Below are 17,106 nucleotides of genomic sequence, written 5' to 3'. Positions count from 1 at the left end.
TCAGCGGGGCATGCCCAGCCCAACCGTCGAGATCAGATCTCGCTGAATCTCGCTGGTGCCCCCGCCTATCGAGTGCAGGAGAGACAGCAGCAACCCCTCCGAGAAATGGCCATCGAGCACCGAGTCCGGATCGTCCGGCATGAGTTCGCCTGCGTGCCCGAGGATCTGGGCCCCGAGCCCCCGCAATTCGGCGGTCAATTCGGAGTGATACAGCTTCGATAACGACGGCAGTGCGGCATCCATGGCACCTTCGGCCTGCAGGTGTGCCACCCGATACGACAGGGCGCGACCCACCTCGACGCGTTCGACGGCGCGAGCGAGCGCAACGCGATTGGCCGGATCGGACAGTGGGTCGTGCGTCGATCCCTTTTGCGCGTGGCACCAGTCGATCAGCTCGTCAAGATAGCGCTGAGCCTGAGCGGCCCTGGTGATATTCGACCGTTCGACGTCGAGCAGTGCCTTTCCGACCGTCCACCCCTCCCCCTCGGCCCCGACAAGATTGGCCGCGGGAACCCGCACACCATCGAAGAACTCCTCGGCAAAGGTGGGGTAGCCAGTCATCGACCTGATGGGTCGACGGGTGATCCCTGGCGAGTCCAGGTCGACGAGAAAGAACGAGATTCCGGCCTGACGCTTGCCCGCCACCGGCGACGTGCGGGCCAGGACGAAGATCCAGTCGGCGAGCACGCCGTTGCTTGTCCACGTCTTCTGCCCGTCCAGGACGTAATAGTCGCCGTCTCGTCGAGCGGTCATCCGCAAGGCCGCCAGGTCCGAGCCCGCCTCCGGCTCCGAATAGCCCTGTGCCCACATACGTTCCGAGCGCGCGATGGCCGGCAGATGCTCCGCTTTCTGTTCTGACGTACCGAATTTGAACAATACTGGCGCCAACATGTTCACCCCGTTGGTGTTCACCAGTGGCGCGCCCGCATACGCAAGCTCTTCACGGATGACCACCTGCTCCACGACACCGCGGCCGCCGCCTTCGTACTGGGCCGGCCAGTGCGGCACAAACCATCCCTGCTCGTGTAACGCCTTACAGAACAAGACCGCACGCTCGTGGGCGTCGCGCGGCAGGTAGTCGGGATTGGCCGCAGTCCGACGGAACTCGTCAGGCAGGTTGTGCGCCAGCCAATCACGCACCGACGCACGAAGTGACTCGGTGTCCTCGTCCCCGCCAAACCGGATGATCGGCTGAAGTGGCATGGTCAGATGCGCTCACTGGGTTTGGAACTCTTCTTCATCAGCTCCGCGAGGAACTGCTGGAACTCCTGGCTACCGGTCACCACCGCCTGAAGGTCGTTGCTCGCTTGTTGGTGCGTGCGGAAACCCATTGTTTCCCACGCCCGGATTACACCTGATTTGACGGCCTGCAACGTGATCAGGGGCGCGGTGGCAATCTTCGCGGCCAGTTCCTCGACGGCGGCTTCGAGTTGATCGGTGGGCACCACTCGATTCACCAGACCGAACTCGAGCGCTTGCGCGGCAGTCAACCGTTGAGCCGTGTACAAATATTCGGCCGCCCGCTTGTAGTTCATGAACACCCACGGCTCGAACATCGTTTCGGCACCGGGCAGCCCAAACCCCGGCACCAGAGGCATCTGGAACCACGCATCCTCGGAACAGACGGTGATCTCGGGAATCAGCGCCCAGGTCGTGCCCCCACCGATCGCGTAGCCGTGTACCTGGGCGATCACCGGCTTGGGGAACTCCCACAACTTGAGGACGGGCCACAGGAACAATTGCGCCGCAGAACGCCACACTTTCCCCGATGCTTCCAGCTCGGCTTTGAACTCCGGGTACGCGCCGGTGGGGACGTGACCAGAGCAGAAGCCCTTGCCATTGGCTTTGATGATGACCACCTTCACGTCGTAGTCGTACTGCGCGTCGTCGAGGGCCGCGTTGACGCTATGGACCATTTCCGAGCTCTGCGCGTTGGCGGCGTCAGGATTGTTCAGGATGATGCGCGCGATCGGGCCGTCCTTCTGGTAGATCACGTGCTCCAGTTCTCGCGTTTCCACTTCGGTTCTTCCTCCTCAACACCGGGCGGCCCACCACCGCATGGTGCAACTATACAGATAATGTATTACTGTTCTTCAGGAAAGGACGGTGCCGATGACGACAACAGACTTACGTTGGGATCCGTTCGACCGCGCCCTGCACAAGGACCCCTACGCCGTCTGGAAACGGCTGCGCGACGAAGCGCCGACCTACTACAACGAACAGTACGACTTCTACGCGCTCAGCCGGTTCTCCGACGTGCTGGAGGCGTCGCTGGACACCGAGACGTTCTCGTCGGAGCACGGGGTCACCCTGGATGCGATCAGCGAGCAACCGTGGCCGTCGCCCAGGGCGATGATCATGATGGACCCGCCAGATCACACCGCGTTGCGAAAGATGGTCAATCGCACCTTCTTCCGAACCGAGATTGCCCGACTCGAGGACCGCGTCCGGACGCTGTGCAGCCATTATCTGGATGCCTTCGTCGGTACCGATGGCTTCGACTACGTGCGTGACTTCTCGATGAAGTTACCGGTGATGGTGATCAGCTCGCTGCTTGGTTTTCCCGAAGAAGATCACGACAACCTGCGCGAGTGGTCGGATGCCCAGCTCCACCGCGATGAGGGCACAACCCAGCTCAGCGAGGACGGCCAGCAGGCCAACGTCAAACTGCTCGGCTACTACGCCGACCAGATTCAGCGCCGCAGGGTCGCACCGAGCGACGACATCGTCGGCAACCTGATGACCTCCGACCTCGTCCAGGCAGGTCGCCAGACCCGTCGCCTCGACGATCGTGAAGTGTTGATGTTCATCGCGATGATCAACGTCGCCGGCAATGAGACGGTTGCGCGCCTGCTGGGATGGGCCGCGCTGACACTGGCGAACTATCCCGATCAACGCGCCAAGCTGGTGGACCGCCCAGAACTGATCAGCAACGCCGTCGAGGAACTGCTGCGTTACGACGCCCCATCACCAGTACAGGGGCGCTACACGAAACGCGACGTCACCTACAACGGCACCCTCATTCCAGCCGGCTCGCGCGTAGCACTGCTGACCGGATCGGCGGGCCGCGACGAACGCCAATACGAGAACCCGGACGTCCTTGACGTCGAGCGCGCGGGAATCCGTCACATCAGCTTCGGTCACGGTTCGCACTTCTGTCTGGGCGCGGCGCTGGCCCGCCTCGAGGCCCGCGTGGCGCTGGAAGAGACGCTGAAGCGTTTTCCCGCCTGGGATGTCGACGAAGACGCCGTGACCTACGTGCACACCAATTCGGTGCGCGGGCCCGCCAGCGTGCCGATCCGGCCGTGACCCCCGACCTCGCGGCGCACACACAGGACGCGGTGCGCTGGCTGGTTCTGGACCGACCGGACGCCGGCAATTCGGTGACGCGTGCCATGCAGCGGAGCCTGATCGAGAATCTTCAGTCCGCATCCAGCGATCCCGACATCAGAGCGGTGGTGCTCACCGCTCGGGGCGACCGGCATTTCTGCACCGGACCGAATCTCCACGATCCAGGAATGCAACCCAAAAAAGACAGGGTCGCCGGCGACGCCGCCCGCATTCTGCACACTGGGTCTCAAGCGGTGGTCTCAGCGTTGCTGGACTGCGAAAAGCCCGTGCTGTGCGCGCTCAACGGCATCGCCGCCGGGGTGGGCGCGAGCATGGTGCTCGCCTGTGACCTCATCGTGGCCGCCGAAAGCGCGCGACTCATAGAGCTTTTCACGCGGCGAGGGCTCGCGCCCGACGGTGGTGCCGCATATCTGCTGGCCCGTAAGGTGCCCTTCAATGTCGCCAAGCAGCTGCTGTTTTTCGGCGAGGAACTGTCCGCGCCCGAGGCCTACCGGATCGGCCTGGTCAACAAGGTGGTCGCCGACGGCGACCTCGAGGACGAGGCGGCGGCCTGGGCGCGGCGGCTCGCTAAAGGACCAACACGTGCGCTGGCGGCGGCCAAGGCGATGCTCAACCAGGCACTCGACGTGGGTCGTGACGCCGCCCTTCGAACCGAGGCATTGTTGGTGGAACAGGTAGCCGCGACCGACGACGTCGCCGAAGGGATGGCTGCCTTCGTCGAGCGACGCGATCCCGACTTCCGCGGACGGTGACGGCTACCTAGCGAATGTCATTGCTAGAGGCCCAGCTTCAATCCTGCGCCGGCGTCGACGAATATCTGCTGTCCGGTAACGTAACGGGATTCGTCCGACGCCAGGTACACCACCAGGTGGGAGACATCATGCGGCTCGATCCACGGGACGGGCATCGCCTGCAGGATCGGAAAGACGATTTCGGCGTCCTCGCGGCTCGGTTCGGGCAGGTCCGGACGAAACGTCCGGTACATCGGGAGGTTATGCAGCATCCCGGTGTTGACGTTGGTCGGGTGCACGGTGTTGATCCGGATCTGCTCGGGTGCCAGCGTCAAGGCCAGCCCCTTCGTGTACTCGCACAGCATCTTCTTCGCCAGTCCGTAGCCGGCGCCCCCGGGACCTTGCGGCCCACCGCCGGTGGCCAGGTCTTTCTGCGGAACCAGTCCGGCGATCGAGCCGGTGACAATTATCGACGCACCCGAGCGCAGGTGTTCCATGCTGATATGAATGGTGTTGATGACACCAACGAAGTCGACGTCGAAGGCATCGGTGAAACCGCGTGACGGAACATCGTTGCCTAGCGGGCAGATGCCTGCGTTCGCCACGACGACATGGAGGCCGCCCAACTCGGCGACGGCCTCGTCGATCGCCTTCTTCAGCGCGGCGCGGTCGCGGACGTCGACGACCGCTGAAACCGCGCGGCGACCCGACTTTTCGACGAGCTTGACCGTCTCGTCCAGATCCTCCCTGGTAGCAAGCGGGTACTCGTTGGTTTCGATGTCGGCGCACATGTCCAGCGCGATGATGTCGGCGCCCTCGTCGGCAAGATGGACCGCGTGGCTGCGGCCCTGTCCGCGGGCGGCACCGGTTATCACGGCCACCTTGCCGTTCAAGCGCTGCATCTGCTCCTCCATGGTCATTCGACGAGCCAGCTGCTCGGCCGCACACCCGGCACAAGCCACAGGACCGTTGTTCCTGCGGGCGCCGCGACCCCCGACAGCATTATTGGATAATAGAACACTCAGTGTTAATCTGTCACGTGTGTGGATACGGCGCCTAGTCTGATTCGCGTGAGGGAAAGCGAGTGACGCTGCACCGCGAGGCCGCGTCCCTGGACGGCCGGGTGGCCGTGGTGACGGGAGGCGGGGCCGGCATCGGCCGCGCCGTTGCGTCAGCGTTCGCTGAATTCGGCGCAAAGGTCTCAATTTGGGAAAGGGATGCGCAGACGGCGACAGCTGCGGCCCGGGAAATCGACGGCCTCGCGTGCGTCACCGACGTCCGCGACGCTGAGCAGGTTGATGCCGCCCTGGCCGCCACCGTCGAGAAGCTAGGAACCCCAAACCTATTGGTGAACAATGCCGGTGGAGTCTTTTGGTGTGGTCTGCTCGAAACCTCCCCCAACGGATGGGACGCGTTGATCCGCATCAACCTGACCCAGGTCTTGCTGTGCACTCAACGGGTCGCCCGCGCCATGGTCGAAGCCGGCACGGGCGGCAGCATCATCAACGTCAGCACGATCGAGGCGGTGCGGGCGGCGCCCGGGTTTGCCGCCTATGCAGCGGCGAAGGCCGGGGTTGTTAACTTTACGAAAACCGCTGCGCTCGAACTCGCGCCGCACGGTATCCGTGTCAACGGATTGGCTCCCGACTTCACCCTGACCGAAAGCCTCGCGAAGATGGCCCCTGCCGGGGCCGAGAACGCCAGATTCATGGTGCCGATGGGCAGAGCCGGCCACGTCGACGAAATGGCAGGGGCAGCCGTCTTTTTGGCCAGCGATCTCAGTGCATACGTGACCGGACAGACATTGCATGTCGACGGCGGTACGGCAGCGGCTGGGGGCTGGTACCACCATCCCCAGACCGGGCACTACATCCTCGGCCAGCCGACGCCCATCACTTGATGCGACCCCATAGAAGTCAAATGCAATGCATCCGTTCATGACTCATCCCATCCACACGTTGGAAGACATCGACCAATAACTGTGGCGGAGGAGGATTCGGTGGTCACGATAGATCCAGCCGTACAAGCCATGCTGGCGCGCGAAGAGATTCGCCAACTGCCGTTTCGCTACGCCACCGCGATCGAAACCCGCGACGCCGACGCGATGGCTGATCTGTTCGTCCCGCATGCGCGGTTCGGTGATTATGGAGAGGGTCGCGACGGCGCGCGCCGTCTCATGTCCGACAGCCTCGACGCCAGCGTGTTCGCTGTCATTCTGGTCGCCAACCACCTCATCGAGCTCGACACCGAGGACAGGGCACACGGGCAGGTCTGGGCGCAGTGCTTCGCTCAGGCGCACGCCGAGGGATTCATCGAACAGCTCATCAAGTACGAGGACCGCTACGAGAAACACGAAGAGCGTTGGTGTTTCTTGCACCGCCGGCATCGGCTGTTCTACGGCGTCAACAGGCCCACCTCACCACTGACGCAAAGCGCCGCAGACTGGCCGCGAAATCAGACTGGCGTCGGAGATCTGCCGCTGGCCGATCCGGTGTTCGTCGCCTGGTGGAGCAATGCAACGAAAACCGCTGTGCCACAATCTGATAGAGAACAGCCGTGATGAATCGCTGCCTTGCCGACGGCTTAGCCTTCCCGGAGAGTCCGATCGCCTTGGATGACGGCTCCGTTCTGGTGTCGGAGATGGCGGCCGGCCGGATCTCTCGAGTCCGCCCCGATGGGGCTACCGAGACAGTCGCCCACACGGGTGGCGGACCCAACGGCGTGGTCAAACTCCCCGATGGACGGTTGATCGTGTGTCAAAACGGCGGGTCCAAGTTCGGGGTCGGGCCGTGGCCATACGACTTCAACGGCTGCGTAAACATCTTCCGGCCGATAGGGCCGCCCGACGAACCCGTCACCCCCGCGCTGCAAATCATCGAATCCGACGGTAGCGTCAGCACGCTCGCTACCGAGTTCAGCACGCGTTCCGGTAAGACGCTGCCTCTGGTGCGGCCCAGCGACATTTGCGCTGACAGCCACGGCGGCTTCTATCTGACCGACGCAGGAACGGCACAGAGCCGCACCCGCAGCGTGACCGGACTCCTCTATGGCACGGTCGACGGCGACCTGCGTGAAATTATCTACCCGCTCGAGATGCCGAATGGGGTCGCGTTGTCACCCGACGGCTCGTCGCTATACGTGGCAGAGACGCGCACGCGCCGTATTTGGGAATTCAAGCTCGACGGACCGGGCGTGGTGGGCCGGGCGCGGGGTCTGGCGACGGTGCCGAGCGGCGGCCCGCTGAACGTTGGAGGGGCCGACGGGCTGTGCGTAGACCCCGCCGGCCGAATCCTCGTCGCGACCCTGGGGACGGGCGGGGTCACCGTCTTGTCCTCGACCGGCGACTTTCTAGGTGCGATTCCCGCCGACGACCCGATGACCACCAATGTCGCATTGAGCAGCGATGCCCGCACCCTATTCATGACGCTCGCATCATCGGGACGACTGATGAGCATCGCGAACTGGTTGGACAACTCGAGCATTGCGCGGGCGTCACCGTGAAAACCTCGCTTGCCGAACGTCGCCTGCCGTTCGCTCGCACCGGCAGATCTCTGGTCATTTCGGGGGCGATCGTTCCGACTTTCACGGGCTCGGCGCTGATCGCAGCACTGACCGCCTGGGCCTTGCCCACCGGTGCGGCGCTGAGCAAACACCATGTGATGTTGGTCAATATCGTTGCCGCACTGTGCTACTCCGGCACCGTCTTGCCCTTGGCCGGGTTATGGGCGTACATCTGGATGAGCCTGCCTGCGGGGGCAAGCGATGTCACCGTGCGCCGCGTCGTCCTGGCCATCCCAATGAGGATGGCGGTAGTCCACGGGACCGTATGGTCGGCAGCGGCCGCGGTTTTTGCGCTCATCAACATCCACACACCCTGGCTGGCCGCGACGCTGGGGGTGTCGATTCTGCTCGGTGCCATCGTGACAACCGCACTGGCCTATTGGATGTGCAGGATTTCGCTGCGGCCGACGGCGGCCAGGTTGCTCACCGACAACCCGCCGACACGCCCGCGGGGGCCCGGTCTTCGGTTGCGTGCCGTGAGCGCCTGGGTAATAGGAACGGGAGTTCCGACGCTGATGGTCATGCTGGTCGCCGAAAGCGCCTTGTACGTCGAATATTCCGCGCATCGACTTGCGCTTCTCGTTCTCGTACTCGGGGGGTGCGCCATGGCCTGCGGCCTGGTAATCGCCGCCTTCAACGCGTCGACCATCGCCGACCCCATCGACGAGATAAGGCGGGGTATGCGGTACGTCGAGCGGGGCGACTTCGACGTATCGGTTCCCGTCTTCGACGCCTCTGAGCTCGGGCTGCTGCAGGCCGGCTTCAACACCATGGCCAGTGGACTTCGCGAACGTGAGCGCCTACGCGATCTGTTCGGTCGGCACGTCGGCCGTGACGTAGCGCGCCTGGCGGAGCAAGTCGCCCGCAATGGGGTCGAGACCGAAATGGGCGGTGCGAAATGCGAAGTAGCGGTGTTGTTCGTCGATCTGGTTGGCTCGACACGGCTGGCCACCACACTAGACCCGGACGAACTGGTGATCATGCTCAACGAGTTCTTCGCCGTGGTCGTCAGCGTCGTTGAGCGCCACAACGGTTTGATCAACAAGTTCGAGGGCGACGCCGCCCTGGCAGTTTTCGGCGCCCCGAATGCCAACGCCCGGGCCGCCGCGGACGCACTCGCGACGGCGCGTGAGCTCAACATCCGACTCAACCGGGCGAACGAGGACATCAAGGTCGGCATTGGGGTGTCGGCCGGCAAGGCGGTCGCCGGAAACATCGGCGACCCCAACCGGTACGAGTACACGGTGATCGGAGACCCGGTCAACGAGGCGGCACGGCTGACCGAGGTCGCCAAGCTGTCCGACGGTGTCGCAGCGTCGGGTGCGGCGCTGAGCCGGGCGGATGAGTCGGAGAGGCGGCGGTGGCGCGTCATCGACTCCAAAGTGTTGCGCGGACGAGACAATCCGACCCAAATCGCCGTTCCAATCGATCAATGGCTCAAACCTTCTGAGACTTCTGCTCCTCCATCTTGTTCATGAAAGCCTCCATGCCGACCCCGCCATGCCTTGCCATGACCTCGTCGTAGTCATAGTCGGCTGGGTTGCCGTCATTCGGGCGCCACCCGGAGTCCGCCGTGCAGGACTTGAAGCCCTCCTCCGGGAATGCATACCAGCGCCGAGTGTTGAGCTCGACGATCTTGGCAGCTTCCTCGTCGGGTACATCGGCCAGCATTTCCTCGGCGCGCGCTCGGCTCTTGGGCCAGAACGAGTCCGAGTGCGGATAGTCGCACTCCCAGGTGATGTTGTCTATTCCGATCTGGTGCCGCATAGCCATCCCGACTTCGTCTTCGATAAAGCATCCGGAGATGTTGCGCCGGAACAGCTCCGATGGCGCCACGGTCGGGTGAATGTTTTGGTAGTACTTGTGTTTGCGCCAGACGTAATCCGCGCGCTCGACCAGGTAGGGCATCCAGCCGACGCCACCTTCGGAGAACGCCACTTTGAGGTTCGGGTGCTTATGGAACACCGGCGAGAAGATGAGCTCGGTGGCCGCGGCCATCGATGTGGTGCCCATCAACGTGATCATCACGGCGAACGGGCCCTCCGGCGCCGTCTGGGGCGGGAATCCGCCACTGCCGAAGTGCATCACCGCCGTCAGATTCGTCTCTTCCAACGCCGACCACACCGGCTCCCAGTACGCGGTGTGATAACTGGGCAGCTTAAGGTTGGTCGGGTTATCGGGGAGGCCGATCGCCCGGGCTCCCTTGGCCGCCACTCGCTCGATCTCGGCGACGATGAGCGCTGGATCCCACAGCGGAGTGATCGCCATAGGGATGAAACGGGCGGGGTCTGTAGCGCACCACTCATCGAGGGAGAAGTCGTTCCACGCCTTGACGCCCAGCAGCGCCAGTTCCTTGTCCTCCCCCTCGAGGAAGACCGTGCCGCAGAATCGGGGAAACGACGGAAAGCACAACATTCCATGGACACCATCGATGTCCATGTCGGCCAGGCGGGCCTTCGGGTCATAGCATCCAGGGATCATGTCGGCGTAGCGGATCGGATCGACGCCGAACTCTTCCGGGGGCTTGCCCGCGACCGCGTTCAGCCCGATGTTGGGATACGGTCGGCCCTCATAGACCCACTGCTGCGTAGGCGGAGCACCCTCGCGCGGGAAGTCGACGATGCGAGGACCCTGGTCGATGTACTTCTTCGGCAGCCTGTCGATCCAGACATGGGGTGGCTCGATGAGGTGATCGTCGACCGACAGAAGTTTCATCGATGGTTGCAGCGGCATCGTCGCGTCCTCAACTTTTCTAATTCATGCGTTACAGTACAACTAAACACTTTATGCCTAACTGACTATAACGCCGATCTCCACCTAGGCTCAAACCAAAGGTGCACTGAGGAGAGACGATGGACCCGCATGAGCGCATCCCCCATGACGACTGGGCCGACCAGGATTTGCTCACCAAGGGTGAAGCGGCCGAACGGCTCTCCGCGGAGATAGCCGAGGTCAACGCGAAACTCAGCGAGGCCCATGCGGGTGACGAGATCCTCGAACGGCGGCTCAACGGTCTCAAAGAGGCGTACAGACACCTGACCGAGGCCGAACCAGGGTAACCGGCACCTGCTCAGGCGCGTGGCAGTCCAAGCACGCGCTGCGCGACGATGTTGCGCTGGATTTGCGCAGTGCCCCCGTAGATGCCGGCAGCGCGCGACCACAGGTAGATGTCCCATTCCAGGCCCTCGGTGAGCAGAGGGCCGCTGGCGCACAGATCCATCATGGTGTGACCCAAGTACTGGTCGGCCCGGGCCATGAGCAGCTTGTCGACCGACCCCTCCGGCCCCGGAAGTTTTCCGCGTTGGCGCTCCGTGAGTGAGCGCTGAACCTTGATCTGGAGAGCGCGTAACTCCACGTAGGCCTGCCCAAGCCGGGCCCGCGCCGCGGGTGAGTCGAGGAGCCAGCCGGTCCGGACGTCGTTCTCGAGCCGCCGCAATTGTGTCGAGAGCCGGCTGACCCAGTTGATGTCGCCGGGACCCCGCTCGTAGGCCAGCAGTTGGCTGGCGATGGACCAGCCCTGGCCGCGCTCACCCAGCAGATTGGCCACGGGTACGTCCACGTCGTCGAACGTGACCTCGGTGAATTCGCGGTTGCGCGCGGCATTCACAATCGGGCGGACCTGGATCCCTGGCGTCGACATCGGTACCAACAGCGCCGAGATACCTGCGTGCTTAGGGGCGTCCGGCTCAGTGCGGCACAGCAGGAAACACCAGTCGGCCACGGCCCCGAAGCTCGTCCAGATCTTGCGGCCATTGACGCGGAACCGCTGATGCCCCTCGGTCTCGATCAACTCGGCGCCGGTCTTCAGGCCCGCGAGGTCGGATCCAGCCTCGGGTTCGGAGAACCCCTGACACCACCGCACCTTTCCGGACAACAGACCGGGAAGCAGGGTGTCCCGTTGCTCGTCGGTACCGAACAACCGCAAAGCGTTGCTCAGGTGGCCGACCCCTTCAATAGGCGGGGCGCCGGCGCGGCCGAGTTCGTCATTGAGTATCGCCTCGTAGATGGGGGCCTTTCCGTGCCCTCCATACTCGACGGGGAAAGAGAGCCCGATGTACCCAGCTTTGTAAAGCGTTTGGTGCCAAGCGTTTTGCGCATCAGCGCGGGCGGCTGGATCCTCGGGGATCGAAGCGTCCGCGGCGTGTTCGGAAAGCCACTGCCTTAGCTCGGCGCGAAACTGCGCTTCTGGCGCGTTGTCGTTGAAGTCCATCGCTACGCCAACTCTCGGTTGGCCAACCGCATCGCCGCGATGGCGTCATAGTGAACCACCTCGTCACCGAATAAGCGCCGGTCCAGCAGGGTACGACGTAGCCGCAGATGCGATATGTGCTCCCACGTGATCGCGATGCCGCCGAATACCTGAACGGTCGTCTCCACCACCTCGCGGCCCGCCGCGGCAGCGTATGCCTTCGCCGTCATCGCAGCCAACCGCGCCTCCTCAACCGGCAGTTGGTCGATCGCCCACGCGGCGTGCCACAGGCAGCTGCGGGCGCCTTCGACTTGTACCAGGGCATCCGCGAGCAGGTGCCCCACCGCCTGGAATGAGCCGATTTTGACTCCGAACTGCGCGCGTTCACCGGCATAGCGCACCGCATCGTCGAGCGCGCCTTGCATGACGCCGACAAGGTCGGCGGCGAGCGCGGTCATCGCCAGCGACTCCACCCGCTGCCAGCGCTCATCACTGATGGGCTCTCCCGTCGCGACTGCCGAAGCTGCCAGATCGGCCGGCGTGCGGCGCAACACGCGGGTCAGGTCGAGGGCAGCCGCATTGTCACCATCAAGCGGCGCGCAGACGAGCTTGCGTTGACCATCCGTTCGGACCGCTAGTAGTGCGTGGGTAGCACCCGCCGCGTCGAATGCCACTCCTGGCTGATTCGCCGCTGCGAATCCCCCCAGGTCAATGGTCAGCACAGGCGCCGCCCGCAGGCTTCCGTCTGCGACGAGCTGCAGTTCCTTCTCGGCGCTGGCAGCCTCCAAAAGCTCGGTCGCCAGCACCGCTTGGCCTATCACCGGTACGGCGCTGAGAGTTCGTGCGAGCTGCTCGATGACGATGGCTGTTTCCACGCCGCTGGCCGGGAGTCCGCACAGGGCAGGCGAACGCAGCGTCGGCACACCAAGTTCGACAACCTGGCGCCAGTGTGCGTCGAGCGCGCGGTCGGTAGGTAGTTGGTCGGGGCCGGTGACGCCGAGACTCTCCCCCAGCCGAGTGGCGGTGTCCTGCAGCAGTCGCTGCTCGTCGGTGAAGGCGATGTCCATGGTCAGCGCAGGGTCATCTCCACGCGGGTGTAGCCGCGCACGGTCGCGGTGAGCACCCGCTCGTGCGCCCCGATGCCGTAGTTCGGGAACTTCTTGGCGATGTACTCGAACACCAGTTGCGCCTCCCGGCGCGCCAGCCACTGCCCAAGACAGATGTGGATTCCCCAGCCGAAATAGACGTCGGTGCCCCGAGGCCGCCCGATGATGAAACGGTCGGGGTCTTTGTATCGACGCTCGTCGCGGTTCGCGCTGCCCAGTAGCAGCAGCACCCAGTCTCCGGCGTTCATGGTGACACCGTGCCGCTCAATGGGCCGCGTCAGCGTGCGGGCCACCCAATGACTCGGGGTGTCATAACGAAGTGCCTCGTTGACGGCGACAGGAATAAGGTTGCGGTCTTTGACGATTCGCTGCCACTGGTCGGGATGCTCTGCGAGGGCGACCAAGCCGTTGGAGATCAACTTCTGAGTGGTTTCCGACCCCGCGGCTGAAAGCAGGTTGCAGAACATGAGCACCTCGTGCGCGGTCAACGAGCGCTCACCGCCGGCCTCGGGGTCGTCGAAGGTGGCCTGCAGCACGATGCTGATCAGGTCGTCCCCGGGTTCGGTACGGCGCCGTTCGATGAGGTCGCCGATGTACTGGCTGATCATCCGATTGGCCTCGATGGCCTTGGCCGGCATGACCACTTCGCCTTCCTCGCGCGTCAGGAAGGCTTCCCACCAGACGCGCAGCTGCGCACGATCGCCGTGCGGCACGCCGAGCAGATCGCCGATCACGTCGGTGGGAACCGAGAACGCGAACGCCTCCATGGCGTCGACGGTGGTTCCGGGGCGCAGCCGGTCAAGATGTGTGTTGACGACCGCTTGCAGGGCGGACTCCATCGCGGCGACCGCTTTTGGCGTGAAGAAGCCCTTGAGCACACCGCGAATACGGTCGTGGCGAGGGGGGTCCATCGAGATTACGGAGTATTTGCGGCCGTCGTTGTCGGGGTTCTCCGGTGCCGGACCCAGCTTGGACGAGAACGTCTCCCAGTCCCGAAGGGCCCGCGAGACGTCGTCGAACCTGGACAGCACCCACCAGCGGTCCTCGGGATCCCGGTAGACCGGTGCCTCGTCGCGCAGTCGCCGGTAGACGGGGTACGGATCGTCGAAGATCGCCTTCGAGAACGGCGAATACATCAGCTCGCTGGTGGCCGGCACAGCCATGACTCTATCATTTGGCTGAACAATCGAACGTTTTGTGATCAGTTGATCACTGTCTAGGGTGGCGTTCAATCAACTCCAGCCAGTTGCCGTCGGGGTCGGTGGCCATCAGGCCGCGGTTGCCACCTTCGAAAGTCACCGTCCGCTCGGGTCGTGCCCGCCCCCCGGAGCGCTCGATCCGCGCGATGAGTTCGTCGGGGTCGTCGACGCGAAACGACAGATGACTGAATCCCACCGCGTTCATCTGCCGCGGTTCAATATTCCCGTGAACCCCCGGCTCCGCGTAGCTCAGCAACTCGAGGCGGAATCCGTCCCTCTGCAGGTAAACAAGGTCAAGCACCAGTCCGGGCACGTCTAGCAGTTGTGCTGTCTGAGGCCCTTCGACGTGCATTCGACTGACCTCATCGAATCCGAGAGCCTCGCAATAGAATTCGATGGACCGTTCAACGTCACTGACGCACAGCCCGATGTGAGTGAGTCGGTGGCCGCCGCTCATGTGGCGTCGTCGACAACTTCGTCGAGCAGTGCGTTGTGTTCGCCAACAAGAGGCGGGCGAGTCAGGGTGGTCGTCGGTGTGGCACTGAATGCGTACGGTGTGCCCGGGTAATTGAACGTTTCCCCTAACTCCGGGTGGGGCACCGGCATCTTGAATCCGCGGGCGGCGACATGTTCGTCCTCGAATGCCTCGTCAGGTGACAGCAACGCTCCGGCCGGGAATCCGCGGCGCTGGCTTTCCAGGAAGTACTCCTTGGCGGGCAACCGCGAAGCGATCAACGTGATCGCCTCACGGGCCGCCGTCAGGATCGCGGTGGTCTCGTCGTCTGTGCCGATCTGCGCGATGTCCACTGGTGTGTCGCGTGAGGCGGCCAGTTCCAGGAACACGGTCTCGGGCAACTCGTCGATTAGATCGAGCTCGGTGAGCCACGCGAGCAGGTTGGCGAACTCGTGTGGTTTCCGGGGCAACACGCCGGTGGTGGCGTACGCGCCGTCTGCGCACAGAACTTGGGTCCGCTGACTCGGCGTGAAGTATGCATGCCGACCGGTCTGTCGAACGCATGTCTCGTTGTTGACCAGCCAGTGGTAGGTCACCTGCTCGGAACTGACATTGCAGGCAGCGTTGACGCTGACGTCGACCAGCTGCCCTTCTCCGGTCTGGTCGCGATGGGCAAGCGCAACCAATGCTCCGATCGCGCAGTACATTCCGGCTATGTTTGCGGATTGCTCGCCGGCACCGCGGATCGGTGGCAGTGAATGGTCGTCGTAGCCGCAGTTCCACACCGGGCCCCCTCCAGCAAGCATGGTGAGGTCGGTGACCGGTTGGTCGGCTCGGGTGCTGTTCAGGCCGAACGGGCTGACCGCTATCCAGATCAACGACGGGTTATTGGCCACGGTCTTGCCGTAGCCAAGCGGGCCATCGCCCACCGGCCCGGCCCCCGAAATTGCAATGTCGGCGCGCGCGATCAGGCGCTGCAGCGCAATTATCCCCTGCGGGGTCTCGAGATCGATGGTCACCGAGCGCTTTCCGGCATTTCCGCCCCACCAGCGCAGGCTGGCATCGGGCCCGGGAACCTCGAGCGCAAACGGTGGCCGCGACCGGTGTGGAGATCCGGTCGGAGGTTCAACGACAATCACGTCGGCGCCGAGTTCGGCGAGCACCCGCCCACCAATGGGCGTGAACTGGTCGCTGATCTCGACGACGCGAATTCCGGCTAGTGCGTTCAGATCACACCCTGCTTCGTCAGTTCGTTCAGTTCCTGACCGCTGTGACCGAGCAATCCGCCCAGCACCTGGCGGTTGTGTTCGCCGAGGCAGGGCGCCGCCCGCGAAATATTCCACGGCGAGGCCGACATTCGCAGCGGCAGCCCCTCGACCCGCACCGTCCCGATCTCTGGGTGCTCCACGGCCGGGAAGAGACCCCATTCGGCCAGGTCGGGATCTTCGTCGATGCGTTCACGGGGCGACTTGACAACGCTGGCGGGAACTCCCGCAGCGGTGAGTTCGCTTGCCAGGACAGAGGCGTCACGCGTCCGGGTGCATGCGCTGAGCAATTCATCGAGCTCGTCGGCGACGCGGAGCCGCTGCTCGAGTGTCGCGAACCGGTCGGCAGTCAGTTCCGGTTTGTCAACGACTTTGGCAAGCAGCGCGACATCGCGATCGTCGCGGCAAGCGATGGCGATCCACCGGTCCTCGCTCAGGCACGGGTAGATCCCGTGCGGGGCCATCTCACCAAAGTCGGCGCGATTGCCGTGGGGACTCCCGGTTGAACGGGCGCGCCGCTTGTTCACGGTCCAGTCGAGCACCTCGGTGGGCAGCATGGCGATGCCGGCCGGCACCGTCGCCAAATCGACGTGCTGGCCTTCACCCGTGCGTTCGCGATGGTGTACCGCCGCCAGAATCGCGACGACCATGTAGTACGCCGCGATGTGGTCCATGTAGGAGAAACCCCATCCGGCGGGTTCCCTGCCGGGCAGCCCAGCTGTGAACGTGAGCCCGCTCAGGGCTTGCACGATCGGGCCCCAGGTCTTGAAATCCCGATACGGACCGGTGTGGCCGAAGCCGCAGTTCGACACATAGACAATGTCCGGTTTGATTCGTCGCAGCTCGTCGTAGCCGAAGCCCATCCTGGCCAGCACGCCGGCTGCAAAATTCTCACACACGATGTCGGACACCGCGATCAGCTCGCGGAGCAGGTCCTTACCGGCGTCGACGCGCAGGTTGATGGTTACGCCGAGCTTGCCCACGTTGTGGTTGTTGAAACCGCCGCCCAGGTTGACACCCCTGCGATCATCGACAAATGGGCCCACGCCGCGCAGTGCGTCCCACATCCCGCGGGTAACCGGATCCTCGACCCGAATCACCTCGGCGCCGAAGGCCGCCAGAATTTTCGTCGCGCCGGCCCCGGCCAGCTGGCCGCCCAGGTCGCACACGCGAAGATGGGATAAGGCGCTGGTCACTGTGTAACAATAAAACAGATTTTGTTCTTCTGCCAACAGGCTGGGTGCATGCGT

General features: G+C 63.9%; 17 protein-coding genes. 7 read left to right on the top strand and 10 right to left on the bottom strand.

Annotated features, from left to right (window positions below; all coding sequences use genetic code 11):
• Positions 1–1,203, bottom strand: a complete 1,203-nt coding sequence (locus AC5Y4F_RS06150; protein WP_499995527.1) for an acyl-CoA dehydrogenase family protein — start codon at positions 1,201–1,203, stop codon at positions 1–3.
• Positions 1,204–1,205: 2 nt separating this feature from the next.
• Positions 1,206–2,018 (bottom strand): enoyl-CoA hydratase-related protein, encoded by an 813-nt coding sequence (locus AC5Y4F_RS06145; RefSeq protein WP_067931089.1) that lies wholly within the window; start codon positions 2,016–2,018, stop codon positions 1,206–1,208.
• 94 nt (positions 2,019–2,112) lie between these two features.
• On the opposite strand from AC5Y4F_RS06145, the gene AC5Y4F_RS06140 reads away from it, so the two are divergent.
• Positions 2,113–3,309, top strand: coding sequence for a cytochrome P450 (locus tag AC5Y4F_RS06140; RefSeq protein ID WP_067931092.1), 1,197 nt, complete (start codon positions 2,113–2,115; stop codon positions 3,307–3,309).
• Positions 3,306–4,103, top strand: coding sequence for an enoyl-CoA hydratase/isomerase family protein (locus AC5Y4F_RS06135; RefSeq protein WP_499995525.1), 798 nt, complete (start codon positions 3,306–3,308; stop codon positions 4,101–4,103). Before AC5Y4F_RS06140 ends, AC5Y4F_RS06135 begins: the two co-directional genes overlap by 4 nt.
• A gap of 23 nt (positions 4,104–4,126) precedes the next feature.
• On the opposite strand, the gene AC5Y4F_RS06130 is transcribed toward AC5Y4F_RS06135, so the two are convergent.
• Positions 4,127–4,984 (bottom strand): mycofactocin-coupled SDR family oxidoreductase, encoded by an 858-nt coding sequence (locus AC5Y4F_RS06130; RefSeq protein WP_067931268.1) that lies wholly within the window; start codon positions 4,982–4,984, stop codon positions 4,127–4,129.
• A 182-nt stretch (positions 4,985–5,166) separates the two neighbouring features.
• On the opposite strand from AC5Y4F_RS06130, the gene AC5Y4F_RS06125 reads away from it, so the two are divergent.
• The 4 genes from AC5Y4F_RS06125 to AC5Y4F_RS06110 all read left to right on the top strand — a co-directional run bounded on the left by AC5Y4F_RS06125 (position 5,167) and on the right by AC5Y4F_RS06110 (position 9,121).
• On the top strand, positions 5,167–5,982 hold the full coding sequence (locus AC5Y4F_RS06125) for an SDR family NAD(P)-dependent oxidoreductase (RefSeq protein WP_067931097.1): 816 nt from the start codon (positions 5,167–5,169) through the stop codon (positions 5,980–5,982).
• Between the two features lie 99 nt (positions 5,983–6,081).
• The gene (locus AC5Y4F_RS06120; protein WP_231986271.1) at positions 6,082–6,642 is read left to right on the top strand and encodes a nuclear transport factor 2 family protein; all 561 of its coding nucleotides are present in this window, start codon (positions 6,082–6,084) and stop codon (positions 6,640–6,642) included.
• Entirely contained in the window at positions 6,642–7,583 is a 942-nt protein-coding gene (locus AC5Y4F_RS06115) for an SMP-30/gluconolactonase/LRE family protein (protein ID WP_067931100.1), read from the top strand. The genes AC5Y4F_RS06120 and AC5Y4F_RS06115 overlap by 1 nt, the downstream gene beginning before the upstream one ends.
• On the top strand, positions 7,580–9,121 hold the full coding sequence (locus AC5Y4F_RS06110) for an adenylate/guanylate cyclase domain-containing protein (RefSeq protein ID WP_082947460.1): 1,542 nt from the start codon (positions 7,580–7,582) through the stop codon (positions 9,119–9,121). Before AC5Y4F_RS06115 ends, AC5Y4F_RS06110 begins: the two co-directional genes overlap by 4 nt.
• On the opposite strand, the gene AC5Y4F_RS06105 is transcribed toward AC5Y4F_RS06110, so the two are convergent.
• A complete protein-coding gene (locus AC5Y4F_RS06105) occupies positions 9,081–10,376 on the bottom strand; it encodes an amidohydrolase family protein (RefSeq protein ID WP_067931103.1) in 1,296 nt (431 codons plus the stop codon). The two genes, AC5Y4F_RS06110 and AC5Y4F_RS06105, sit on opposite strands and share 41 nt — an antisense overlap.
• Before the next feature lie 119 nt (positions 10,377–10,495).
• On the opposite strand from AC5Y4F_RS06105, the gene AC5Y4F_RS06100 reads away from it, so the two are divergent.
• Complete coding sequence (locus AC5Y4F_RS06100; RefSeq protein WP_499995523.1) at positions 10,496–10,702, top strand: hypothetical protein; 207 nt, start codon at positions 10,496–10,498, stop codon at positions 10,700–10,702.
• Positions 10,703–10,713: 11 nt separating this feature from the next.
• Here the strand turns inward: AC5Y4F_RS06100 and AC5Y4F_RS06095 are convergent, their stop codons facing one another.
• Genes AC5Y4F_RS06095 through AC5Y4F_RS06070 form a run of 6 tightly spaced genes read right to left on the bottom strand, consistent with a single transcriptional unit; the run spans position 10,714 to position 17,052 of the window.
• Positions 10,714–11,853: an acyl-CoA dehydrogenase family protein gene (locus tag AC5Y4F_RS06095; RefSeq protein WP_067931110.1), complete on the bottom strand. Its 1,140-nt coding sequence runs from the start codon at positions 11,851–11,853 to the stop codon at positions 10,714–10,716.
• A gap of 2 nt (positions 11,854–11,855) precedes the next feature.
• Positions 11,856–12,899, bottom strand: coding sequence for an acyl-CoA dehydrogenase family protein (locus AC5Y4F_RS06090; RefSeq protein ID WP_067931113.1), 1,044 nt, complete (start codon positions 12,897–12,899; stop codon positions 11,856–11,858).
• Positions 12,900–12,901: 2 nt separating this feature from the next.
• The gene (locus AC5Y4F_RS06085) at positions 12,902–14,101 is read right to left on the bottom strand and encodes a cytochrome P450 (protein ID WP_067830678.1); all 1,200 of its coding nucleotides are present in this window, start codon (positions 14,099–14,101) and stop codon (positions 12,902–12,904) included.
• Between the two features lie 46 nt (positions 14,102–14,147).
• Positions 14,148–14,594 (bottom strand): VOC family protein, encoded by a 447-nt coding sequence (locus AC5Y4F_RS06080; protein ID WP_067931115.1) that lies wholly within the window; start codon positions 14,592–14,594, stop codon positions 14,148–14,150.
• On the bottom strand, positions 14,591–15,802 hold the full coding sequence (locus AC5Y4F_RS06075; protein ID WP_499995798.1) for a CoA transferase: 1,212 nt from the start codon (positions 15,800–15,802) through the stop codon (positions 14,591–14,593). Before AC5Y4F_RS06075 ends, AC5Y4F_RS06080 begins: the two co-directional genes overlap by 4 nt.
• A gap of 14 nt (positions 15,803–15,816) precedes the next feature.
• Entirely contained in the window at positions 15,817–17,052 is a 1,236-nt protein-coding gene (locus AC5Y4F_RS06070) for a CaiB/BaiF CoA transferase family protein (RefSeq protein ID WP_499995520.1), read from the bottom strand.
• Positions 17,053–17,106 lie beyond the last annotated feature (54 nt).

It is taken from the genome of Mycobacterium sp. NGS56, from assembly GCF_059812425.1.
Note: the sequence above shows the minus strand (reverse complement) of the source record. Positions and strands in the feature narration are given on the sequence as shown.

Bases quoted from the DNA above. Each gene is read 5' to 3' on its own strand.
- AC5Y4F_RS06150 (WP_499995527.1), bottom strand. From the start codon at position 1,203: ATGCCACTTCAGCCGATCATCCGGTTTGGCGGGGACGAGGACACCGAG.
- AC5Y4F_RS06140 (WP_067931092.1), top strand. From the start codon at position 2,113: ATGACGACAACAGACTTACGTTGGGATCCGTTCGACCGCGCCCTGCAC.
- AC5Y4F_RS06130 (WP_067931268.1), bottom strand. From the start codon at position 4,984: ATGCAGCGCTTGAACGGCAAGGTGGCCGTGATAACCGGTGCCGCCCGC.
- AC5Y4F_RS06115 (WP_067931100.1), top strand. From the start codon at position 6,642: ATGAATCGCTGCCTTGCCGACGGCTTAGCCTTCCCGGAGAGTCCGATC.
- AC5Y4F_RS06105 (WP_067931103.1), bottom strand. From the start codon at position 10,376: ATGCCGCTGCAACCATCGATGAAACTTCTGTCGGTCGACGATCACCTC.
- AC5Y4F_RS06100 (WP_499995523.1), top strand. From the start codon at position 10,496: ATGGACCCGCATGAGCGCATCCCCCATGACGACTGGGCCGACCAGGAT.
- AC5Y4F_RS06095 (WP_067931110.1), bottom strand. From the start codon at position 11,853: ATGGACTTCAACGACAACGCGCCAGAAGCGCAGTTTCGCGCCGAGCTA.
- AC5Y4F_RS06090 (WP_067931113.1), bottom strand. From the start codon at position 12,899: ATGGACATCGCCTTCACCGACGAGCAGCGACTGCTGCAGGACACCGCC.
- AC5Y4F_RS06085 (WP_067830678.1), bottom strand. From the start codon at position 14,101: ATGGCTGTGCCGGCCACCAGCGAGCTGATGTATTCGCCGTTCTCGAAG.
- AC5Y4F_RS06080 (WP_067931115.1), bottom strand. From the start codon at position 14,594: ATGAGCGGCGGCCACCGACTCACTCACATCGGGCTGTGCGTCAGTGAC.